The sequence below is a fragment of the Pseudoalteromonas sp. 2CM32C genome, from assembly GCF_023161925.1.
Taxonomy (GTDB): domain Bacteria; phylum Pseudomonadota; class Gammaproteobacteria; order Enterobacterales; family Alteromonadaceae; genus Pseudoalteromonas; species Pseudoalteromonas marina.
In genome coordinates this window covers 549682-572646 of sequence record NZ_JALNTI010000001.1, presented here as the reverse complement: position 1 = coordinate 572646, position 22965 = coordinate 549682, and the positions used below count along the sequence as shown (strand labels likewise).

The following is a 22965-nucleotide window of genomic DNA, read 5'->3' as shown; positions in this document are numbered from 1 at the left end:
CGTTTAAATGCCGGTCGGTGTGATTACACCGACCTTTTTTTATTTAGAGTTTGGTTTCAAGCTCAGCCACAGTAACCATTATTTTCTCGATTTTCCCATCTCTATACAATTCAAACTCTATTTCTTTACCTGGTTCAGTATTGCCAATTTTTTCGAGTACCTTTTGTGGATTAGCCACTGAAAGCCCTGCAATTTTTATTACAATATCTTGTTCTTCAATGCCAGCTTGCCACGCAGGCCCTAATGGATCTAAATTTGTAATACGCATGCCGCTCACAGGGGTTAAGTTGTCATTAACCTCTTTGCCTGTACTGTCTACAGCTGTGCCTTCAAACCCTAAGTAACCACGCACTACACGGCCATGGCGAATTAGCTTAGACATTACTTCCTTAGCTAGGGTGTAGGGGACAGCAAAAAAGATGCCTTGGATGTTTAAGTTTTCGCGGGTTTTAAATTGCGCCGAAGTAATACCCACTAAATCACCATTTGAATTAACGAGTGCACCACCAGAATTTCCTACATTAATTGCTGCATCCATTTGCAGTAGATTATTAAACGGGCTATCGGTAATTTTTTGTTTACCTGTGGCACTAATAATTCCTTGTGTGATTGTTTGTCCAAGATTAAGTGGGTTGCCGATAGCTAATACAACATCTCCCACGCTAGTCGTATAGTCATCGTTTACGGGAATAACAGGAAGGTGTTCTGCATTTATTTTAAGTAGTGCTAGATCTGTAATTGTATCAAAGCCTATCAGCTGCACATCAAAAAAACGTCGGCCGTCAGTTAAAATCACCATGATGACATCAGCATTATTAACAACATGATAATTTGTAAGTATATAGCCATCTTGCGACATAATAACGCCAGAGCCTAACTCCTGAACGGTGTTTTTTCTTTTGTAGCGGGGCTCCTTGGAAATACTTTCAGAAAAAATAGTAACGACTGACGGGGCTGCGCGCTTTACTGCATCAGAAAAGCTTAAGTGGCTTGCACTCATTGCACTAGGGATAGGAACATTAGGCAGCAGCGCTGCTCTCATATTTGGGCTGAAAAAAACCACCAAAAAAGCAATACTGAGACCTGCAAATAGAGGAGGGAGGACAAATTTAATGAATTTCAGCACAAGTTTCTTATTATTAAAGGAGCAATCCCTTTATGATGGCACAAAAAAAATAACAGCGGCAAGTGCCACTGTTATTTTTATTACACATATACTGCGATTAATTACTGAATTAGGATAAATATAGACTCACGTCCACGTTTAACGCCTAGTACAATATTACCTTTCGTATTTTCGATGATTTTATTCATATCGCGAATTGTCTCAACACGTTGGCGGTTCACTTGAACTATCATGTCACCTTCTTCTAGGCCTACCCGTGCAGAAGGAGAGCGAGGATCGACAGAAGTAATTTCAATCCCCTTTGCGTTATTTTTCTGAACATTTTCTAATTCAGCCCCTTGAAATGCGGGGTGTAGTTCTTCGCCAACCGCTTTAACACCAGACGCGCCGTCGAGTGTAACTTTGAGCGTTTTTATTTTTCCATCCCGGTAAATACTGAGCTTTATTTCTCTGCCTTCACCTAATGTAGCAATTTTACTGCGCAGTTCATGGAAGCCGCTTATATCGCTGCCATTAATGCTTACAATAACATCCCCGGCTTTTATACCTGCTTTACTTGCAGCAGTATCATCCATTACCTGCATTACATAAGCACCTTGTTTAACATCAAGCTGTTGTGCTTTGGCTAAGCCCGCATCAAGTGGACGACCCGATATGCCTAGCGAGCCACGGCGTACTTCACCATGCTCAATAATCTGATCAACCAAGTTTTTCATCATGTTAGAAGGAATAGCAAAACCAATTCCAACGTTACCACCAGATGCACCTAAAATAGCGGTGTTAATGCCAATTAGTTCTCCATTTAAATTCACTAAAGCACCGCCAGAATTACCTTGGTTAATTGCGGCGTCTGTTTGAATGAAATCTTCGTAACCTTCAATGTTTAAACCACTGCGTCCAAGGGCACTAACAATGCCTGAGGTGACGGTGTGGCTTAAGCCAAACGGGTTGCCTATAGCAACTGCAAAATCACCGACTCGTAATTGGTCTGAGTTAGCAAGTTTGATTTCTGTCAGGTCATCAGCGTCTATTTGTAGTAGTGCAATGTCAGACTCTTTATCTGTACCAATTTTAGTAGCTTCAAATTCACGTCCATCTTCGAGTGTAACGATCATTTTTTCAGCATCTTGGATCACGTGATTATTAGTAACCACATAACCTTCATCTGCATCGATAATCACACCTGAACCCAAACCACTAAATTGGCGCTTTTGGCTGCGAGGTTGTTGCTGGCCAAAAAAGAACTCAAGTGGATCGGCGCGGCGGCGAACCTCTTTAGAGCCCGAAACCTGAATACTCACAACACCAGGGGAGATTTGTTCAAGCATAGGTGCAAGAGTAGGTAGCTGTTGCCCATTAACTGCTATTGGTAACTTTGCGTAAGACGCTACCGGGCTCATTAATAAGCTTGTAGATAAAATAGCAGCACTGATAAGTGATAATTTCATTTTCATAGTCAAGGTTTACTCCACTTAGGAAAAACAAAAATTAAAAAAGGCTGCATAAGCAGCCTTTTTTTAGTTTGTTAGTAAGATAAAACAACAAAGCTGTTATATCTAAAGACTATGGGGTCAAAAAAAAGTTCATCAAGATGCTTTAGAGCGGTCCTGTACTTTATTTTCACCAGCAAATAAACCAGACTCACCTGACACAAAGTCTGCCGGTTGCGCCTCTGCTGAAGAGCGATCAGAACGACGCTCTTTTAAAGATGCTTGTAATTGCTCTGTTGTTTCTTTTGAAAAGTAAGGGGCTGCTGGTTCTTTATTTCTATCTTCTAACAGTAATTGATTAGTTTCTTCAACGTGGCTAAGAAGCTGGTTGTAGTTATCTTTCATTTTATTTACAAGCTTGCTGGTGCTTGCTAAATGGTCAGCTACGTCTTGGCGGTATTGCTCAAGTTCGCTTTGCGCTTGTTCCGCTTGCTCTTTTAACTCATCTTGTTTGAACTGTTTTTTAGTAACAAATGCACCAATAAAAAATGCTATAACCGCAACAATAACGATTAAACCTACCCATATAACTGTGCCCATAAACTACCCCTTTGGGAAAATGACGAAAGAATGCTGATTCATTTATAAATCATATTAAGTGTAATATACCCCGAGTTATGATGCGTGTTAATATGCTTTACAAATTAAACTGCGTTTTGACTGAAAATACATATGACTCCTTGGCAAACATATCAACAAGATTTAAAACGAGATGACTTTGTACACGACGCAGCACAAGAAAATGCTGTGCGCCACTTGCAACGTTTATATGATGACCTCACGCAAACAAAACCAAAATCAACAGGTTTTTTCGCTAATTTATTTGGTAAAAACGAACCAGAACCTATAAAAGGCCTGTATTTTTGGGGCGGAGTTGGACGTGGAAAAACGTATTTAGTTGATACTTTTTACGAGGCTTTGCCAAGTGATCGAAAAATGCGCGTGCATTTTCATCGTTTCATGCACCGTGTGCATGATGAATTAAAAAAACTAAATAACACGGCCAATCCACTGGAAAAAGTAGCGGATATATTTAAATCAGAAACCGACATCATTTGTTTTGATGAATTTTTTGTGCAAGACATAACGGATGCCATGTTACTGGGTGGTTTAATGGAAGCGCTTTTTGCTCGCGGAATTGTTTTAGTCGCTACCTCTAATATTGTACCTGACGATTTATATAGAAATGGCTTACAGCGGGCTCGTTTTATGCCTGCTATTGAACTGGTAAAACTCAATACTGAAATAGTGAATGTAGATTCCGGTATTGACTATCGACTGAGAACCTTAGAACAAGCTGAAATTTTTCACAGCCCGCTTGATGAACAAGCTGATAAAAATCTATTTGAATATTTTGATAAGTTGTCAGCTGAACCGGGTCAACTCGATCACCCTATAGAAATAGAAGGGCGCTTAATAAAAACGCGCAAAGTAGCTCAAAGTGTCGTGCTATTCGAATTTAGTGAATTGTGTGAGACTGCACGTAGCCAAGTTGATTACATGGAAATTAGCCGTTTATATAACACGGTAATTATTTCTAATGTAAAACAGCTTGGCCAAAGTAATGACGATGCAGCAAGGCGCTTTATTGCTCTAGTAGATGAATTTTACGAACGCCACGTGACGCTAATTATTTCAGCAGAAAAACCGATTACCGAACTTTACACCCAAGGTAACTTAAATTTTGAATTTAAACGCTGCATAAGCCGTTTACAAGAAATGCAGTCGTTAGAGTATTTAGCAAGAGAACATTTAGCCTAATAAAAATTAGAATGCCGGTCGTTGCGCGCTTCCAACTCTTATTTGTAAATAGCGATAATTTTCTTGTGGGAAAAACAACCGATCGGTAGCAATGTGATTTAAGTGCTGGTATACTCCCGCGTCTGCCACGTTGCGTTCTATGCCTTCATATAGTTTAGCCACTAATGAGCGGCGCAAAAGTCTAAAACTCGAAGGGGTTATAGCAAACTTAGAGCAGTAGTTAATATTAACTACTTGTGGTTTTAATTGAAAAACATTGGATTTTTATAAATGAAAACGTTTGTTGCTAAACCAGAAACAGTAAAACGTGACTGGTACGTAGTTGACGCTGAAGGTAAAACTTTAGGTCGCATCGCTACTGAAATCGCTCATCGCCTACGCGGTAAGCACAAAGCTGAATACACTCCACACGTAGATACTGGTGATTACATCATCGTTATCAACGCTGAGAAAGTTACTGTAACTGGTAACAAATTCAAAGATAAAGTGTACTACGCTCACTCTGGTTTTCCAGGTGGCCTTAAGTCTACTACTTTTGATAAACTTCAAGCTGCAAAGCCTGAAATGATCATCGAAAAAGCAGTTAAAGGCATGTTGCCACGTGGTCCTTTAGGCCGCGCTATGTACCGTAAACTTAAAGTTTACGCAGGTACTGAGCATAACCATGCTGCACAACAGCCTCAGGTTCTAGACATTTAAGGAGCACTATCATGGCAAATCAATACTACGGTACAGGTCGTCGTAAAAGTTCAAGTGCTCGCGTATTCTTACGCCCAGGCACTGGTAACATCGTAATCAACAAGCGCTCTTTAGAAGAGTACTTTGGTCGCGAAACAGCACGCATGGTTGTTCATCAAGCTCTTGAGCTTGTTGATATGACTGAAAAATTTGACCTTTTCATCACCGTTTCTGGTGGTGGTACAACTGGTCAAGCTGGTGCTATCCGTCACGGTATCACTCGTGCACTTATGGAGTTTGACGAGTCACTACGTCCACAACTTCGTAAAGCAGGTTTCGTTACTCGTGATGCACGTAAAGTTGAACGTAAGAAAGTGGGTCTTAAGAAAGCGCGTAAGCGTCCACAGTTCTCAAAACGTTAATCTATACGTTATCAAGAATTCAAAAACCCAGCTTATGCTGGGTTTTTTGTTATTGGCGATAAATTTCTTCTGATTCCTTTGAGCTTTAAAAAATTGTTAGCCTAAGCTGTAATTGCAAATTACTGTTTATGATGATCACACAGTGCAATAACGGCGTATTAATTGAACGAAAGGAAGTAAATAGCCAGATAGGTGCAAAAAAGTTAAATAATTATCGTAATTAGTTTAAATCCATCAGTTAATTGATGGAATTTTTTGCTACAATTGGCGTGGAAGTAAAACGATCAAGTTTTATAACACTATGTGTAGTCTTAAAACTTCCGCTTAGTGGAGTTGATCTTGGTCACTACATCGTTTTTACAGAAGTGATATTATTACTTTTCGGCTCGTGCTCGAACTAGCTTAATCAAACCATTGGTGAAATTAATATTTTTCAAGACCTGAGTTGTTAATAACCTTGTTTTAAACAAGGGTTTTAATTATGATCATTTCTATTTTAAAAATTTCGAATAATTAACCTGCTGTAACTGATGTTCTCAATATAGCAAGTGTTGAGAATCGTAAGTGGAGATAAGTGGATGAGCAATGCGCCTGTAGACAATGGCCGACGTCGCTTTTTAACCATAGCTACCTCTGTTGTTGGTGGTGTTGGTGCGGCTGGGGCTGCTGTTCCTTTTATTGCGTCTTGGAATCCAAGTGAGCGAGCTAAATCTGCGGGTGCGCCTGTAGAAGTAGATATAAGCAAACTTGAGCCAGGACAATTAATACGTGTCGAGTGGCGTGGTAAACCTGTATGGGTTGTATCACGAACCCCAAAAATGCTTGAGCAAATGAAAGAACATGAAGGTCAACTTCGTGATCCGCAATCGCAAGAGCCACAACAATTAGAATCATCAACAAATGACTACCGTTCATTACGTCCAGAGATTTTTGTCGCTGTAGGTATTTGTACGCATTTAGGATGTTCACCTAGCTTTTTACAAGGTGGCTTTGGTGAAAAAGTGGAAGGGACTGATGATGGTTTTTATTGTCCATGTCACGGTTCTAAATTTGATATGGCTGGCCGTGTTTTTCAATCGGTTCCAGCACCATTAAACTTAGAAATTCCACCATATACTTTTCTTGATGAAACCACTATTTTAGTGGGCGAAGAACAAGGGGTGGCCTAATGTTTGGTAAGATTATTGGTTGGATTGACGACAGAATCCCAATGACACGTGTTTGGAACATGCATATTGCACAGTATCCAGCACCTAAAAACTTTAACTTTTGGTACTTCTTTGGCTCATTAGCAATGTTAGTACTAGTTAACCAAATACTGACCGGTATTTGGCTAACAATGAACTACGTACCGTCTGCTGAAGGTGCATTTGCATCAATAGAATATATCATGCGTGATGTAGATTATGGCTGGTTACTGCGCTATCTGCATTCAACCGGTGCATCAGCATTCTTCATTGTTGTATACCTGCATATGTTCCGTGGCATGATCTACGGTTCTTACCAAAAACCACGTGAGTTACTGTGGTTGTTTGGTATGTTTATTTTCTTAGCCCTAATGGCTGAAGCATTCATGGGTTACTTATTACCATGGGGCCAAATGTCGTTCTGGGGTGCACAGGTAATCATTTCATTATTCGGGGCTATTCCTGTTATTGGTGATGACCTTACACTTTGGATCCGTGGTGACTACGTAATTTCTGGCGCAACGCTTAACCGCTTCTTTGCATTACACGTAATTGCACTGCCATTGGTTATTGTTATCTTAGTATTTTTACACATTGTTGCACTACACGAAGTGGGTTCTAATAACCCAGACGGTATTGATAACAAACGTAAAAAAGGCACGGTTCCTGAAGAAGATAAGCCTAAGTTTAAGTTCCATGAATACTACACTGATAAAAAAGACATTATTGATGCGATTCCGTTCCATCCTTATTACACAGTAAAAGATATTGTGGGCGTGGTTGGTTTCTTAATATTGTTCTGTTGGGTTGTGTTCTTTATGCCTGCTATGGGTGGTTTCTTTTTAGAGGCGCCAAACTTTGAAGCGGCAAACCCACTTAAAACACCGGAACATATATTCCCTGTTTGGTACTTCACGCCATTCTACGCAATCTTGCGCGCAATCCCTGATAAATTAATGGGTGTTGCAGCAATGGGTGCGTCAATTGTAGTACTTGCGTTATTACCTTGGATTGACCGTGGTTCAGTTCGCTCTGTTCGTTACCGTTGTGGTTTCCACAAATGGAACATTGCAGGCTTTGTTGTTACTTTTGTTCTTTTAGGTTGGGTTGGTGCTACACCGCAAACTGACTTTAAAACAATTGTTTCGCAAGTTTGTACTGTGACTTACTTTATGTTCTTCGTACTGTTATTTGTTTACAGTAAGAATGAAAAAACTAAGCCATTGCCTGAGAGGTTAACGAAATGATGAAAAAACTAATAATTGGTTTATTCGCTTTATCAGTAAATATGTTACCTGCAATGGCGGCAGGCCCGTCAGTTCCACTAATGGACGCGGGTAACGATATATCTGATCAGCCATCTTTGCAGCGCGGCGCTAAGTTGTTCATGAACTACTGTCTTGGTTGTCACCAAATGCAGTATCAGCGTTATGAACGTACTTTCCGTGATATTGGTATTCCAACGGAAGTTGGCCAAGAGCAGCTTATTTTTGATGGTTCAAAAGTAGGTAGCCATATTAAGAACTCAATGGCTAAAGATGATGCAGCAAAATGGTTTGGTGCGGCTCCGCCGGATTTAACTAATGTTGCACGTGTACGTGGAAGTGACTGGATTTACACGTACTTGAAATCATTTTATAAAGATGAGTCTCGTCCGTTTGGTGTAAATAATACGTTATTTCCATCAGTAGGTATGCCACATGTTCTACAAGAACTTCAGGGTGTTCCTACTCCTATAACTGAAGAAGTAACTGTTGATGGTGTAACAACTGTACATATCACAGGTACTGAAACAGATGGTTCAGGCGAGATGAGTGTAGATGAGTATGACCAAGCTGTTCGTGATTTAACGAATTTCCTAGAGTACGTAGGTGAACCTACTCGACTTGAATCGGAAGCGCTAGGTATTAAGGTAATTGGGTTCTTAGTTATCCTGTTTATCTTGGCATTTATGCTTAAGAAAGAATACTGGAGAGATGTTCATTAAGTTTGAACATATTTAAAGGTAATTTTGCAATAGGGGCTTAAGCCCCTATTGCTGTTTTAGTTATTTAATGGAGGTAGGCATGGCCGTAGCTGCCAATAAGCGCCCTGTAATGACCCTTTTCTCTGGGGCTAACTGTATGTATAGCCATCAAGTACGTATCGTACTTGCAGAAAAAGGTGTAAGTGTAGATATTCATTTGGCTGAAAAGGATAATCTGCCAGAAGCACTTCACGAAATTAACCCTTACGGTACAGTGCCAACACTGATTGACCGTGAGCTTGGTTTATATCAGGCAAATATCATCATGGAATACCTTGATGAACGTTTCCCTCATCCTCCACTAATGCCTGTTTACCCGGTAATGCGTGGTCGTAGCCGTTTAATGATGCACCGCATTGATACTGATTGGTACAGCTTAGCTGCTAAAATCAGTAATAATACATCAGATGCAGCACAAGCTCGTAAAGAGTTAACTGAGGCATTACTTGCAGTAGCTCCTATCTTTAGCGAAGCTCCTTACTTTATGAGTGAAGAGTTTAGCTTAGTAGATTGTTACTTAGCACCACTACTATGGCGTTTACCTGAGTTTGGTATTGAGCTTAATGGTGCAGGCTCTAAAGAGATGAAAGAGTACATGATCCGTTTATTCGAACGTGAGTCATTCCAAGCCTCTTTAACTGAAGCTGAGCGTGAGATCCGTTTATAATGACGCCTAATCGTCCTTATTTATTACGTGCTTTTTTTGATTGGATAGTCGATAACGAATGTACGCCACATATTGTGGTGGACGCTGGTTTTGCGAATGTGCAAGTGCCTACACAATTTGTGCAAGATGGACAAATAGTGCTTAACATTAGCCCATCAGCAGTAACACAGTTTTCGTTAGACCTAACCCAACTTAGTTTTAACGCGCGTTTTGGCGGTCAGCCAATGCAAGTTTATGTACCTTTAGGTGCTGTGCTTGCAATTTACGCCCGTGAGAATGGCGAAGGTACAGTCTTCACTGCAGACGAGTTTGTAGAGGACGAAGACGAGTTTGATACAGGGCTAGAAAGTGTTGATTCATCTAAGAATATAGATGAAACACCGCCAGAAAAACCTGAAAAGAAAAAAGGCTCACATTTACGTGTTATAAAATAATATGTAGATCACAAAAAAACCGCTTAAAAGCGGTTTTTTTATCGCTGTAATTTAGTGGCTTTTAATTAATATATTCAAATACCTTTACTACTCGCTCAACGCCCGACACATTACGTGCAATATCAACTGCACGATTAGCTTCATCTTGAGACACCAAGCCCATCAAATAAACCTCAGCGTTTTCTGTAACCACTTTAATGTTATTGCTACTAATATCTTTAGCTGCTAGTAACTGTGCTTTTACCTTTGAGGTAAGCCACGAATCATGAGTTTGAGTTGTTATACCAATATTTGAACCAATACGAAGTTGGTTATGAATTTTACGAATGCCGGCAATCGCTTCTACGGTTATTTGTGCTTCGTTTTTCATTTCCTGATTAGCAACTTGACCAACAAGCAAAACAATACCATTGACACTTATAGCGTTAACTCGAGCAGACTTTTCTAGGCGTTCAACTTCACTAATAGCAATGCTAGCTTTAATTTCTATATTGTTATCATCGATTTGAGAGCCTATAGTGCGACGGTCGTTTGCAGCGGTTACTGCACTGGCAGTGCCGGCTACAACAGCTGCAGCACAGCCTTGTAATAATACAACGGTACCTAAAATAATAAGGGAGCGTTTAAACATAATTTTCATCCTGCGGGAAAAGCGTTAAATCTATAAGTTCACTTAAACAATGTAAGTTAGTTAAATGCGACTCTATAATACGGCTTGGACGTTTAGACGGTGTTCTTATTTCAACATCATTAGGGCCAAGTAAACCCACTAATTCACCGCCATCGTCACCGACCATTACAATGACCTTCATATCGCGTGTAAGTGCAGCTTCAACGGCTGAAATTACCTGCTTTTCATTGCCATTAATTGCTAATACCAATAGTAAGTCACCTTGTTGAGCGAATGCACGGATTTGACGGGCAAATGTATCGTGATCATCACTGTGATTGTTCTGTCCAAGATTTATATTTTCTTGTGACAAAGCAATAGCAGGCAAGCAAGGACGCTCTGTTTCGTAGTGATTGACCAATATACCCGCTATATGTTGCGCAAGCATATGACAGTTAGCTGTCCCGCAACAAATTAACTTATTACCGTTAATAAGGCTTTGTGCAATTGTGAACGCGGCCGATTCAAGAGCACTGGGAAGGACCTCTCCAGCGGCTATTTGAACTTGAATACTTTCTGTGAAAATTTCTTTTATCGTGTCTTGCATAGCCTACCAATTCTTTTTAGTATTTTTAAAATACGTTTTTAAGCCAATTATATGTAGGAGATGATTCTCCGGTTATGGCTACATAGTCAATTCTTAATGCCTGATTTGTTAAGTTTTTAGCTGCTAAGTAATGATGAATACTACGTTTAAGCCGTGCTTGTTTTTGAGCGCTGAGCGCATAATTAGCACCACCTCGAGCGTTGTTTTTGCGAAACTTCACTTCCACAAAAACAAGGGTGTTACCCTCTTTCATAATAATATCGAGCTCACCAAAGGGGCAGTAATAATTACGTTCTATAGGTTTTAAACCTTGCGCTACTAGGTATTTTTGCGCTTGTAGTTCGTAATACTGACCTTTTTCACGACTATTTTGCCACAGCTCTTTAAACCACGACATGCCGCCCCCTTAATTTATCGTTTTTACACCGCTAGCCGACTGCATAAATAAGGGCACAGGGCGTTGTGTTTTTAACTGCACAGACTTAATTTGGCGATTAGTATATTGAGCCCAATCAAGTACGCGTTGTAGGTGACCATTACTATTAACTGATAACTTACCGCTCAAACCGCTAAATTTATTGCCAGGCATTAAGCTCAACTGCCTAATATCGTTAATAACGAGTACTGCATCGTATGCCATGGCGAATAAGCGCTGGCTAATATCGGCTTGCTCGGGCCAAAGCAAATTATACTGCTCACGTAAGTTATGTTGTGTGATTTGTGAATTAAGCATCCAAGGTAATTCTGTGAAATACAGGCCGTCTAAATCGCCTTTGTCGGTTGAGTCAATTTGCTTACTGTGACTTTTTGAGCTCGCATACAGCGGAATTCGCTCTGAGAATGTACTCACATTTACATCGAGGTAGGGCTTAATTAAGCGTGTTTCTATTGCATCACCTAAAATATAAATCACATCAATATCACTACGTGAGCGTGTTTCACTTTCAACTTCTTGCTTAAATAAGGCTTTTATTGTTTTTATACGCTCTTTAGATTGATCAACTTCTAATAAACTACTAATCGTTTTTGGCATGTCTTGATTGTTTTCATAAAAACCAATTTGAGGTTTAGTCTCGCTGTAGCGTTGCCATTGCTGATTAAAAAAATCAACTAAGCGCTGGCCATTCGTATTTTCTGGAGCGAGTAGCATGGGTTTTTGATATCCCATAGCTAGAAAATGCTCTAAAGCTTGTTCAACTTCGTGCTCTGGGTTTAGGGCAAAATAGTAGTGTTGGAGCGAAATAGTGTCTCCATCGAATGTATTTAAATGCAACGTAGGAATATTAATAAGCGTTTTAGCTGCCGTAAGCTTATCTATGTTCGCTTTAAGTAGTGGCCCAACTACAAAGTCAGGTTTAATTTGGTCAAGTTTTGCTGCAATGTCTGCAGTACTTAAATTTTCATCAATAAAAATAGCTTCATTAATATTTTGTTTATCTAATGCGGCTAAAGCTCCTGCTTTTAAAGCATCACCTAGGCGTTCGTTAGGACCTGATTGAGGGAATAACAAAACTAAGCGGTCAATGTTCAAAGGTGCTAATTCAACAAAGTTTTCATCTTGTTTAGGTAACACGGCTCCAGCAGGGTGCCCCACGTAACGGCGTCGCCAATTATTTATTGCTTGATCTAACTCTACACCGCTACCTGCATATACTTGATGGTATAAAGCAAGATTTACCCAGCCTTGTTGAATAACAGAGCCACGGTTAAAACGCTCCAGCGCATAAGAAGAAAGCTGTTTTAGGTTATCCCATAATTGTTGGTCGAGTTGTGGTATATCAATATTATTTTTTGTAGATGTTTCTGATGCTCTAAAAAAATAGGGAGCCGCTTTTTTAGGGAAATTTTGTGAGGCGTAAATACTGGCTGTTAAAAACTGATGCCATGCAAAGTGTTCAGGTTGTGTCAGTTGACCATCTAACGATTGTAAAATAATCAAAGACTGGTCATTTTTATTTTGTTGCTTTTGCGCGTATGCAATATAAAGGCGATTTTGAGTTTGATCGACACTCGCTGTTAACTCTAGGTCGCTACCAATTTGCTCTAATAATGGCCAGCTCTTCTCAGAAATAGCAGCATCACGTGCGCTATACAATAATTGTATTTTATCTGCACCTTCGCGATTTACGGCCAATTGATAGATAGACTGCGCATTAGTCGCTTGATTTTTTAGCGCATTAGCACTGCTGCTGAAGTTATCGCTTTTTTTAATTGGTTTTTCGGTTGTGCTACACGCCGATAACCCTGACAATATAATTAATAGACCAACTAGTTTAAGTCGCACAATGATTTCCCAATACGTTAACGCGATTTGCTTATATTACTGACTGACGCAGGAGACCTCAATGTTAAATGAGGAGAATTCACATAAAATTGGCACTCTTTACGTTGTTGCCACCCCAATTGGCAATTATGACGACTTAAGTCAGCGTGCTATCGCGACATTATCGCAGGTTGACTTAATCGCTGCTGAAGACACTCGCCATACAGGTAAGCTCCTTAGCCATTTTGGTATTAAGGCAAAAACATTTGCATTACATGATCACAACGAAAAACAAAAAGCACAGCAAATTATCGATCAGCTTAATCAAGGATTAAATATTGCTTTAGTATCGGATGCAGGCACGCCACTCATAAGTGACCCTGGATATGCGGTTGTAAACTTATGTCGTGAGCAAGGTGCAAGCGTAACCCCAGTACCAGGTGCGTGCGCTGCTATAACCGCGGTGTGTTGTTCAGGGCTGCCTACCGACCGCTTTCAGTTTATTGGCTTTACACCCGCTAAAAGTAAAGCTCGCCAAGATTTTTTTATTGATGCGATTAACTCAAGTATTACCAGTATAATGTACGAAAGCACACACCGTATTATGGCAAGCCTAGACGATTTAGAAACTGCGCTTGGCAGTGAGCAGCAGGTCGTATTTGCCAAAGAGCTAACTAAAACGTTCGAAACTTTTTTTAATGGCACAGTGAGTGAGCTAAAGCAGTTTTTAACCGATGATCCCACTAAGCAACGCGGCGAAATAGTCCTCATGCTGCCGGGCAAACCTAAGGTGGTAGACGACATTCCACCAGAGGCTCGTAAAATGTTGGCTCTACTTGAAAAAGAAATGCCAATGAAAAAAGCGTGCGGTGTTGTAGCTGAGTACTTTGGCATGAAAAAAAATGCACTATACAAAACAATTATTGAAGAAAAAGAGTAAATATTACTGCGCTTGGCTTTAGCGTCATGTATACTGCGCGCCGAGTCAGCCAAGATAATCGCTGCCTGTGACGAAAATGATCAGGGGGAGGAAAGTCCGGGCTCCACAGGGCAGAGTGCCAGCTAACGGCTGGGGGGCGTGAGCCCACGACAAGTGCAGCAGAGAGAAGACCGCCAACTTCGGTTGGTAAGGGTGAAAGGGTGCGGTAAGAGCGCACCGGGCCGCTAGTAATAGTCGGTTGCAAGGTAAACTCCACTCGGAGCAAGACCAAATAGGGTTCCTTATGGCGTGGCCCACGTTGGAACCGGGTAGGTTGCTTGAGCCATAGAGCGATTTATGGCCTAGACGAATGATTATCACTTTCTTCGGAAAGGACAAAACCCGGCTTATAGGCTGACTCACTCATTCAATAAGAAGCCCGCAGTTAACGCTGCGGGCTTTTTTGCATCTAAATTTTATTAACTTAAATAATATTCTTTCCTTGTTCAGGATCCCTTGACTGCTCTGCCTGTTCGCGTATTTCGTCAGTATCACTGCTTACATCGTTAAGTGTTTCTGTTTGCTCGTGGGTTTCCGGTGGTTTCTTTTCATTTAAACGCTCTTTTACTGCTGAGCTTGAAAATTCCTTGCCAGAGGCATTTAATAAAATTCGTTCTCTAGCATCATCCGGCATACTTATATTTTGCTCAGTAAATTCATTAACTAGTTCACGCATAAGCTGAGAGCTTACTTTAAGTGGACTATGCTGCTCGCTATTAACCCAAAAATATAAAATAAAGTTTATTGTTGATGAGCCTAAATTTTTTATAAGTACTTGTGCTGGGGGATCGTTTAATACGGCCGTTTGTTTGTTTGCTATATTTAGAGCAAGCGTTTGCGCGCTGCGTATGTCGTTATCGTAGCCTATACCTATTTCCACTTTACCGCGCATTTTGGGGTTGGCCGTTAAATTTTTGATGGTATTTTTATATACCGTAGCATTTGGAATTTGAATGTGATTACCATCGTAATCAACAAGCGTTGTGGCACGAGCCGTTACTTTTTTTATAACGCCTAAACGTCCATCTACTTCAATTACATCGTCTATTTTGAACGGGCGTTGTACACTTAAAAGTAAGCTTGCTATAAAATTTTCTGCGATGTCTCTAAAAGCAAAGCCTAATATTAAGCCTATTAAACCGGTCCCACTCATTATGGCTACCGCAAATTCAGTAAGCCCTGCTAAACGTAAAAACAGATACAGGCCTAATAAAATGACTAAAGTGCTAATTCCGCGCCTTACAACCAGCAAAACTAGCTTACTATCGGTTACTAAATTGATAGGTTTTATGAGCATGCGTGAAAGAGGGCCTGCTGTAAAATAGCTGATAGTGAGTAAGAGTAAACCTAACAACAAGGTGGGTAATATTTGCGCTGTAGCGTGAACTAATTGCATGCTTTGGTCATAAAAAAATTGCCACGAAAACACATTTCCTTCCATTACGGGGGTCAATGAGGGGGTACTGGCAGCTGATGGTACGTCTGATGCTATTGTAGGCATTGGGTTTCTTCCGTGTTTAGTTACTTTTACTTTAACAGCAAGTTTAATACCAAACACCTTTTTTAAGTTGGCAGTTATTTTGCTTCATTAAAGTACTAATTATAGTGAGATTAAGTATGAAAAAGCCAAAAAGAGGTCAACATGCAGAGCAACCAGCACATATTCCAATTAAGGGCTGGTGGGATATTGCTAAGCGTATTTTTGCGCGCATGAGCAAAGACAATTTATCTTTGGTTTCTGCCGGAGTTGCATTTTATGCGTTACTTGCTATTTTCCCAGCTATTGCTGCTTTGGTTTCTATATACGCTTATTTTGCTTCACCTGCAGAAATCAGTGAGCACCTTAGGCAGTTTACAACCTTAATACCAAATAGTTCGCGTGAACTGATTTTATCGCAAATTTCAGAGCTCACGCAAAGCTCTCAGGCGCGGCTAACTTTAGGGGCGTTAGGCACGTTATTACTCACTATTTGGAGTAGCTCTAAGGGAAGCCAAGCATTAATTACAGCCTGCAACATAAGTTATCATGAATATGAAAAACGTTCTTTCTTGAGGGCGCAGTTTGTTCGTTTTATGTTTTCGGTAGGTGCTATTTTAGTCGCTATTTTTGCGCTGTTGATTATAGGTATTTTGCCTATAGTACTAAATTTAGTAGGTCTCAAAGACAGTATTGATTTGTTAATTAAGGTCGTGTCGTGGCCAATACTAGCCCTTACGTTTAACTTTGCATTGGTGCTTTTATACCGTTACGCACCGCATAGAAAAGCGGCTAAATGGCGTTGGATAACGCTCGGCTCTGCTATTGCAACCGTATTTTGGATTATAGCATCTATTGGCTTTTCATTTTATGTATCGCGCTTTTCAAGTTATAACGAAACTTATGGATCCTTGGGTGGGGTGGTTATCATGCTAATGTGGTTATACATAAGCGCGTACATCGTCACCATGGGAGCCGTGATTAACGCAGAAACAGAGCAGCAAACGGCAAAAGACAGCACAATTGGACCTGAGAAAGAGCTAGGTGAACGCGGCGCGTATGTTGCTGATCACCTGGGTATCAAAAACGATTAATCAATCGTTACTCTGCTGCAATTATTGCTGTAAGTTGATCTTTAAATTCTTGTGCTGCAGGGCCTAATCTATCAACATCGTTACACATTAAATATAAGTTAAGAGGACGCGTAATGCCTTGCTCAAGGTTTAGCACCTTGAGTGTATGATCATTAATGAGATGAGTGACTTGATCACACGGAAGCCACGCGTAACCTAGATTTTGGCTCACCATATCAATTGAATTACGTAAGTGGCTAACGGTCCAGCGCATATCTGCGCCTAACCAACCTTCGTCTTGGTTAGTGTGTGTTGCAGAATCGCGCACTACAATTTGTCGATGTTGTTTTAAATCTCGAAAGCTTAATTGTTCTTCATATTTGTTAAGTGGGTGATTTTTATGCGCTACGGCAATAAACTCAACATCTGTCAATTTGCTACAACTAATGCCATAAATAGGAACTGATGAAATAGCTAAATCAACCACCGCATTGTTAAGTAATTCATTGGCGCCGGTTAGCACGCTTTCGATCAAATCGATTTTTAGTAATGGATAAAGCTCACTTGTTTTAGCAAGTGCTTGATACAAAATGGGCTGAGGGAATACTTCATCAACTGCTATTTTTAATGTACTTTCCACTCCTTCACTTAGTGTATTTGCAACAGATTCTATTTTATTCGCTTCTTCAATTAAAAACTCTGCACGGCGTAATATAAGTTTTCCACTTTCCGTTAAAAACGCTTTACGGCCTTTCACCTCAAGTAGTTTTATTTGCAAAGCGGCTTCGAGTTTTTGCACTGCATGATGAACCGTTGACTGGCTTTTAAATACCGCGGCACTGGCGCCAGCAAAACCACCATGTTCTACCACGGCTTTAAACATCCGCCATTGATCTAATGTGGGTTTTGCCATTTGAAATCCTGTTAGAAAGTTATTTGCTTCTTGGACTTGACCGTATAGACGCATTTTTAATTGCATAACAGAAATAGATTAATTTATGTTTAACCCAGCCCTAACAAAACTTACTAATCTCGGTAAGTTTACTTTGAAAGAATCACTTTTTTCTCAGTAATAAGATCCATAAAATCGCTTTTATTTAAAGGCTTGGAAAATAAGTAACCTTGCCCATAATCACAACCAGCCTCAGTTAGTAGCTGATATTGTAATGGTGTTTCAATGCCTTCTGCTATTACTTTTAAACCAAGCTGGTGAGCCATTACAATTATTGCTTCACACAAGGATAGTTCTTGGCTATCAGCTTTAATATTATCAACAAATCGTTTATCAATCTTTAAGTAGTCAGTATCCATTTCCTGCAAGTAGGCAAGCGATGAGTAGCCTGTACCAAAATCGTCAAGAGCCAGTTGCATCCCTGATTTCACAATTTGTTTGAGGCGCTTTTGCGTCAGTTCCTCAGGGTTAACCATTAAGCCTTCTGTTATTTCAGCAACAATAGAAGAGGGGGAAATTTTAGCGGCATCAAGCATGGCATACCAATCATCAATACCACTATTAGCAGTAGATAATTGTACAGGGGAGACGTTCACACTTATTTGAAAATCGTCATCAGTCAATTTTTTTATATCGGTGAGCGTTTCTATTGCTTGGGAAAATACAAATTGGCCAATGGCATTAATTTGCCTTGTTTCTTCAGCAAGTGGAATAAACGCGATAGGGCTTATTAACCCTTTTTGTGGATGTTGCCAGCGTATTAAGCCTTCAGCCTTGTGTATATGTAAATCGTTTAGCGACACAATAGGCTGATAAAATAATTCGAACTGGTTATATTCTATTGCACAGCGCAAGTCTTTGAGTAACAACATACGAGCTTGTGCTTGCTCTCTCATATCACGAGAGAAAAATTCAAAGCCATTACGGCCATTATTTTTAGCCTTATACATTGCCTGATCGGCTGCTTTTAATAGCTGCTCGGTGTTTTCACCATCTTCGGGCGCACAGGCTATACCCATGCTGGCACTTATAAATACTTCTTCATTTTCAACATGTAGCGCAGACGATAAGCTTTGTAATATATTGCTAGCAATCTGGTTTATATGGCGAGTACTTTTAATATGATTAAAAACAATAACAAATTCATCACCACCAATACGCGCAACAAATTCGGCATTTTTAGCTGAATTGACAATACGCTGCGACACCACTTTTAATAGGTTGTCTCCATAGTGGTGGCCTAAAGTATCATTAATATCTTTAAAATGATCAATATCTAGAAGCATCACAACAAAGCTTTCATTATTTGCATTAGAAAACTGTTTATTTAGTCGCTTTTTAAGCTCTAATCGATTTGGTAAATCGGTCAAATGATCGAAGTGAGCTTGTCGCCAAATTGTTTTATTAGCTTGAATTTTTTCAGTTAAATCAGTGAAGATAGCTATTCGGCGTGCCGGTTTGTTATTTTCATCGTAAACAGTGTCTATATTTAGCCACTCAGTAAATAGTACCCCATTTTTTTTACGGTTTATAATTTCGCCTTGCCAGCGGCCAGTGGCATTTATTGATGCCCAAATTTTTTCATAAAACTCTTTTGAGTGCTCCCCTGAAGAAAGTATGCGGGTAGAGTGGCCAATTACTTCGTCTTTAGAATATTGTGTTGTTTCACAAAAGGCAGGGTTTACATCAAAAATAATACCGTTGGCATCTGTAATTGCCATACTTTCACTACTATTGCCGTAAACAAGAGATGCTAAGTGAAGCGAGTCTTCATTTACTTTTCGTTGGCTGATATCACGCAGCACAAGTATTAACTCATCGTTCTTTTCAAGGTGATTGATATGAGCTTCAAAGTAATGAGTGCTTATGCCTGTACTTATTTTAAAATCAAATGTGATGACATCTTTGCGAGTAGATGCTTCATTTAAAATTTGTTCAGTGATGTCGGTTGGTAAAATATCTAATAATTTTTCAGGCAGTTTACTGCTTGCGGCGAATAGCGGGATAATAGTGCCACTAATATTAAGTACCTTACCTAGGTTATTTAACCTAAGGTACATATCGGGGAGGGCATTTAGTAACCCAGTCAACTCGTCGTGTTTGTTTTTTAAATCGGCTTCTGTTTGCAAACGTGTTTCAGCCATGGCTTCAAAGCGCGTATACAAAGCTGATAATTCAGGACTATTAGGTTTTATTTTATGAGCGGGCATATTGCCTTGTGCTAATAGGTCGGTTGCTTGGGCAAGTTCTTCAATGGGGTAAAAAATACTTTTTCTGATAATACGATGCCCAATAAAAGCAATAATTAAAATAGCGCTAAAAAATAAAATAATAGTTTCTAAAAAGTGTTTATTTGCTCGATCAATATATTTATCAGTGGGCGATGTGATGTAAATTTCTAAATTATTGTTATTAATGTCATTATAAATAGTTGCTCGGTGAAAGATTTGATTGACGTTGTTATCGTCTTTAAACATAGCCAATGAGCTATCGCCATGTAAAAAGTGTTTGTTGTTAATTTTTTCCCCTAAAGGTAGCAATGAGTTTGGGTAACTTGCCAGTACAAGGCCATTAGAATCAGCAATAACAGCGTTCGAACCAATTGGGAATTCGGCTTTGTCTAAAGCTGCACTCCACCAGTCAAGTGCAATCACTGTAACAACAACGCCCTTTAATTGCTCTTGCTTATCAATAATAGGGTGAGCAAAGTTAACACTGGGTGCTTGAATGCTTCTGTCGTATTGAAAATACCCAATTGAAAAGCTTTTATTTGCTATGGCATTTTTAAAGTATTGCCTATCACTAATAGACACATTTTTTACTATGCCATTGGTTACACAAATTAAGTTTCCTTTGTCATCAACTACACCAATATTGGCAACGTTTGTGTAGAGCTCTTGTATTTGGTAAAAATAGCTAGGGCACGTGTCCGGAAGGTTGGGTTCTGCAGCAATTGTGTTTGCTAAAAACCGAGTGAGTTGCTCAGTCTCTCCAATCATTGCTGTTTGTTGGTGGGTTAAATGCTTAGCAATATTAACGACTTTTTCTTCGCTTTTTTCAATCGCAGCCTCACGTTCTGCCCAAAGGGCTAAAAATGTCACAAGAATGCCCGGGATACTAATAATGATTAGTAACCTATAAAATTGACTTTTGAGCGATGAAGTTAAAATACTCTGTCCCTTTTTTGAGTAAATCTAATGGTGATTGTAGTCAATAAAATATAAAAAAACCATATTTTATAAGTTGTTATGAAAAAATATTTTACTATCAAATTATTCTAAAAAAACGAATGGTTAGCGCGATATAAAGACATGGTTGTTTGGTTTTATCAGTGCTTTAATAAGTATAGATAACATTTCAGATAGTGATTTAAAAAATGAATATAGCAAAAATATTAACGTCCTATGCAACTCAAGATGGTGATGGTGTCAATATAAGTCGTATCCCTGGATTCGATGGTAAATACCTTGACCCGTTTTTAATGATCGATGAGCTCAAGTCAGATAACGAGGCTGATTATATGGGCGGTTTTCCTGCGCATCCGCACCGAGGTATGGAAACGTTTACTTATATTATTAAAGGAGGATTTGAGCACAAAGATCAAATGGGTAATAAAAAAGCGATCAGAGCAGGCGATGTGCAATGGATGAGTACAGGCAATGGAGTGATTCATAGCGAAATGCCTCTGCCTGATGCCAAAGACGGACTCCATGGTTTTCAAATTTGGATCAATATGCCAAGCAAAGAAAAAATGCGCGATCCCATTTATCAAGATACAACGCAAAGCCCAGCTCCAACCTTTAAAAATGAAAGCGGTGTTACATTAACTGCCCTTGCTGGTTCATGGCAGTTTGAAGCAGTTGAATTAACATCAAGTATTCAAAAGCTCTCTGCAAATGCCGCTTTAGCCGATGTAAATTTACCTGCTGGTAAGCAGCTAGAGCTTGCTCCTTTAAAACAACAAAATGTGATGCTTTACATACATTCGGGATCCCTTATCACGCCAGATAATCAAACATTCAAGGCGGGTAAGTTACTAATTTTAGAGCCAGGTAGCGATATTGATATAGTAACGCAACATGGTGCAGGTGTATTAATTTTAGCGGGTGATCCGCTCAAGCAACCCATTGCACACATGGGGCCATTTGTTATGACAACACAAGCCGAAATACAGCAAGCCGTTCGTGATTACCAAAATGGTCAATTTGGCACACTTATTTAATTTTTGAGGAGCAAATAATGGGATTACTTGTTAATGGTCAATGGCAAGATAAATGGTATGACACAGATTCAAGCGACGGAAAGTTTGAGCGTGAGGCTGCGCAATTACGAAATTGGATCACTTCAGACGGTAGCGCAGGTGAAACTGGCGAAGGGGGGTTTAAAGCTGAGGCTGGGCGTTATCATTTATATGTTTCGTTAGCGTGCCCTTGGGCACACCGCACACTTATTTTTCGTACGTTAAAAAAGCTTGATGAGCTTATTACTGTATCGGTTGTAAGCCCCGACATGTTGGCTAATGGCTGGGAGTTTGATCAAAATAACCACAGCACGGGTGATGCCTTATTTGCTAGTGATTACTTACACCAAGTTTATACTAAAAATAATTCTAATTACTCAGGGCGAGTAACTGTTCCTGTCTTGTGGGACAAAAAACAAAACAAGATAGTTAGTAATGAATCTGCCGATATAATACGCATGTTTAATAGTGCGTTTAACGAAATAACAGGTAATAAAGACGATTACTACCCTGAATCACTTCGTAGTGAAATCGATGAACTTAATGCGTTAATTTATCCAAATATTAATAACGGTGTTTACCGAGCAGGATTTGCAACGGCAACGCACGCTTACGAACAAGCATTTGATGATGTGTTTACAGCTCTAGACAAAGTTGAAAAAATACTGAGTAAAAAACGCTACCTTGCGGGCGACAAAATAACGGAAGCAGATTGGCGCTTATTTACAACGTTAATTAGATTTGATTGTGTGTATGTAGGGCATTTTAAATGCAATTTGCGCACAATTGAGAGTTTCCCTTCGTTGAGTGGATACTTAAGGGATTTGTACCAAGTTGAGGGAGTTGCAAATACGGTTAATTTCTATCACATTAAGCGGCATTACTATTTTAGCCACACTATGATCAATCCCACCCAGATTGTACCAAAAGGGCCAGAAATAAATTATTTGCAAGCACATGGCAGGGCATAGTT

The 22965-nt window shown here is 39.7% G+C and carries 23 protein-coding genes and 1 other RNA gene; 14 read left to right on the top strand and 10 right to left on the bottom strand.

All coding sequences use genetic code 11. The features are described 5' to 3' along the window. Positions 1 to 43: 43 nt before the first annotated feature. Positions 44 to 1000, bottom strand: a complete 957-nt coding sequence (locus MTF67_RS02655; protein ID WP_248518736.1) for a trypsin-like peptidase domain-containing protein — start codon at positions 998 to 1000, stop codon at positions 44 to 46. Between MTF67_RS02655 and MTF67_RS02650 the strand changes: the two genes are divergently transcribed. Next, a complete protein-coding gene (locus tag MTF67_RS02650) occupies positions 915 to 1244 on the top strand; it encodes a hypothetical protein (protein WP_248518738.1) in 330 nt (109 codons plus the stop codon). The two genes, MTF67_RS02655 and MTF67_RS02650, sit on opposite strands and share 86 nt — an antisense overlap. Here MTF67_RS02650 and MTF67_RS02645 read toward each other — a convergent pair. Both MTF67_RS02645 and MTF67_RS02640 read right to left on the bottom strand, forming a co-directional pair. Further along, the gene (locus MTF67_RS02645; RefSeq protein ID WP_008130320.1) at positions 1228 to 2580 is read right to left on the bottom strand and encodes a Do family serine endopeptidase; all 1353 of its coding nucleotides are present in this window, start codon (positions 2578 to 2580) and stop codon (positions 1228 to 1230) included. The two genes, MTF67_RS02650 and MTF67_RS02645, sit on opposite strands and share 17 nt — an antisense overlap. A gap of 132 nt (positions 2581 to 2712) precedes the next feature. Further along, positions 2713 to 3156 (bottom strand): YhcB family protein, encoded by a 444-nt coding sequence (locus MTF67_RS02640; protein ID WP_008130322.1) that lies wholly within the window; start codon positions 3154 to 3156, stop codon positions 2713 to 2715. A gap of 132 nt (positions 3157 to 3288) precedes the next feature. Here MTF67_RS02640 and zapE point away from each other — a divergent pair, with 132 nt between their 5' ends. The 8 genes from zapE to MTF67_RS02600 all read left to right on the top strand — a co-directional run bounded on the left by zapE (position 3289) and on the right by MTF67_RS02600 (position 9791). Further along, on the top strand, positions 3289 to 4377 hold the full coding sequence (gene zapE / locus MTF67_RS02635) for a cell division protein ZapE (protein WP_008130324.1): 1089 nt from the start codon (positions 3289 to 3291) through the stop codon (positions 4375 to 4377). Between the two features lie 270 nt (positions 4378 to 4647). Beyond that, positions 4648 to 5076: a 50S ribosomal protein L13 gene (rplM, locus tag MTF67_RS02630; RefSeq protein WP_002957960.1), complete on the top strand. Its 429-nt coding sequence runs from the start codon at positions 4648 to 4650 to the stop codon at positions 5074 to 5076. An 8-nt stretch (positions 5077 to 5084) separates the two neighbouring features. Then, positions 5085 to 5477 carry a 30S ribosomal protein S9 gene (rpsI, locus tag MTF67_RS02625; protein WP_086007041.1) on the top strand — a complete coding sequence of 131 codons (393 nt, stop codon included), beginning with the start codon at positions 5085 to 5087 and terminating at the stop codon, positions 5475 to 5477. Positions 5478 to 6055: 578 nt separating this feature from the next. After that, positions 6056 to 6646 (top strand): ubiquinol-cytochrome c reductase iron-sulfur subunit, encoded by a 591-nt coding sequence (gene petA, locus MTF67_RS02620; protein ID WP_006792117.1) that lies wholly within the window; start codon positions 6056 to 6058, stop codon positions 6644 to 6646. After that, a complete protein-coding gene (locus MTF67_RS02615) occupies positions 6646 to 7911 on the top strand; it encodes a cytochrome b N-terminal domain-containing protein (protein WP_006792118.1) in 1266 nt (421 codons plus the stop codon). Before petA ends, MTF67_RS02615 begins: the two co-directional genes overlap by 1 nt. Then, positions 7908 to 8651, top strand: coding sequence for a cytochrome c1 (locus tag MTF67_RS02610; protein ID WP_006792119.1), 744 nt, complete (start codon positions 7908 to 7910; stop codon positions 8649 to 8651). Before MTF67_RS02615 ends, MTF67_RS02610 begins: the two co-directional genes overlap by 4 nt. A gap of 79 nt (positions 8652 to 8730) precedes the next feature. Continuing rightward, entirely contained in the window at positions 8731 to 9357 is a 627-nt protein-coding gene (gene sspA / locus MTF67_RS02605) for a stringent starvation protein SspA (protein WP_006792120.1), read from the top strand. Then, positions 9357 to 9791: a ClpXP protease specificity-enhancing factor gene (locus MTF67_RS02600; protein ID WP_248518633.1), complete on the top strand. Its 435-nt coding sequence runs from the start codon at positions 9357 to 9359 to the stop codon at positions 9789 to 9791. Before sspA ends, MTF67_RS02600 begins: the two co-directional genes overlap by 1 nt. A gap of 61 nt (positions 9792 to 9852) precedes the next feature. Here the strand turns inward: MTF67_RS02600 and dolP are convergent, their stop codons facing one another. Genes dolP through MTF67_RS02580 form a run of 4 tightly spaced genes read right to left on the bottom strand, consistent with a single transcriptional unit; the run spans position 9853 to position 13292 of the window. Continuing rightward, positions 9853 to 10422 carry a division/outer membrane stress-associated lipid-binding lipoprotein gene (gene dolP, locus MTF67_RS02595; RefSeq protein ID WP_008130334.1) on the bottom strand — a complete coding sequence of 190 codons (570 nt, stop codon included), beginning with the start codon at positions 10420 to 10422 and terminating at the stop codon, positions 9853 to 9855. Continuing rightward, entirely contained in the window at positions 10415 to 11008 is a 594-nt protein-coding gene (locus tag MTF67_RS02590) for an SIS domain-containing protein (protein WP_006792123.1), read from the bottom strand. The genes dolP and MTF67_RS02590 overlap by 8 nt, the downstream gene beginning before the upstream one ends. A gap of 25 nt (positions 11009 to 11033) precedes the next feature. After that, positions 11034 to 11405: a YraN family protein gene (locus MTF67_RS02585; protein ID WP_006792124.1), complete on the bottom strand. Its 372-nt coding sequence runs from the start codon at positions 11403 to 11405 to the stop codon at positions 11034 to 11036. Between the two features lie 9 nt (positions 11406 to 11414). Continuing rightward, the gene (locus tag MTF67_RS02580; protein WP_248518632.1) at positions 11415 to 13292 is read right to left on the bottom strand and encodes a penicillin-binding protein activator; all 1878 of its coding nucleotides are present in this window, start codon (positions 13290 to 13292) and stop codon (positions 11415 to 11417) included. A gap of 61 nt (positions 13293 to 13353) precedes the next feature. Here MTF67_RS02580 and rsmI point away from each other — a divergent pair, with 61 nt between their 5' ends. After that, positions 13354 to 14211 carry a 16S rRNA (cytidine(1402)-2'-O)-methyltransferase gene (gene rsmI, locus MTF67_RS02575; protein WP_248518631.1) on the top strand — a complete coding sequence of 286 codons (858 nt, stop codon included), beginning with the start codon at positions 13354 to 13356 and terminating at the stop codon, positions 14209 to 14211. 41 nt (positions 14212 to 14252) lie between these two features. Further along, positions 14253 to 14616, top strand: an RNA gene (gene rnpB, locus MTF67_RS02570) — RNase P RNA component class A. A 58-nt stretch (positions 14617 to 14674) separates the two neighbouring features. Here the strand turns inward: rnpB and MTF67_RS02565 are convergent. Continuing rightward, positions 14675 to 15751: a mechanosensitive ion channel domain-containing protein gene (locus MTF67_RS02565; protein WP_248518630.1), complete on the bottom strand. Its 1077-nt coding sequence runs from the start codon at positions 15749 to 15751 to the stop codon at positions 14675 to 14677. A gap of 116 nt (positions 15752 to 15867) precedes the next feature. Between MTF67_RS02565 and MTF67_RS02560 the strand changes: the two genes are divergently transcribed. Beyond that, the gene (locus tag MTF67_RS02560; protein ID WP_008130339.1) at positions 15868 to 16821 is read left to right on the top strand and encodes a YihY/virulence factor BrkB family protein; all 954 of its coding nucleotides are present in this window, start codon (positions 15868 to 15870) and stop codon (positions 16819 to 16821) included. A 7-nt stretch (positions 16822 to 16828) separates the two neighbouring features. Here the strand turns inward: MTF67_RS02560 and MTF67_RS02555 are convergent, their stop codons facing one another. Together MTF67_RS02555 and MTF67_RS02550 are read right to left on the bottom strand one after the other, a co-directional pair. Then, positions 16829 to 17713 carry a LysR family transcriptional regulator gene (locus MTF67_RS02555; protein ID WP_248518629.1) on the bottom strand — a complete coding sequence of 295 codons (885 nt, stop codon included), beginning with the start codon at positions 17711 to 17713 and terminating at the stop codon, positions 16829 to 16831. A gap of 128 nt (positions 17714 to 17841) precedes the next feature. Continuing rightward, complete coding sequence (locus MTF67_RS02550) at positions 17842 to 20853, bottom strand: EAL domain-containing protein (protein WP_248518628.1); 3012 nt, start codon at positions 20851 to 20853, stop codon at positions 17842 to 17844. Positions 20854 to 21128: 275 nt separating this feature from the next. On the opposite strand from MTF67_RS02550, the gene MTF67_RS02545 reads away from it, so the two are divergent. Together MTF67_RS02545 and MTF67_RS02540 are read left to right on the top strand one after the other, a co-directional pair. Then, positions 21129 to 21974, top strand: coding sequence for a pirin family protein (locus MTF67_RS02545; RefSeq protein WP_248518627.1), 846 nt, complete (start codon positions 21129 to 21131; stop codon positions 21972 to 21974). Positions 21975 to 21991: 17 nt separating this feature from the next. Then, a complete protein-coding gene (locus MTF67_RS02540) occupies positions 21992 to 22963 on the top strand; it encodes a glutathione S-transferase family protein (RefSeq protein WP_248518626.1) in 972 nt (323 codons plus the stop codon). Positions 22964 to 22965 lie beyond the last annotated feature (2 nt).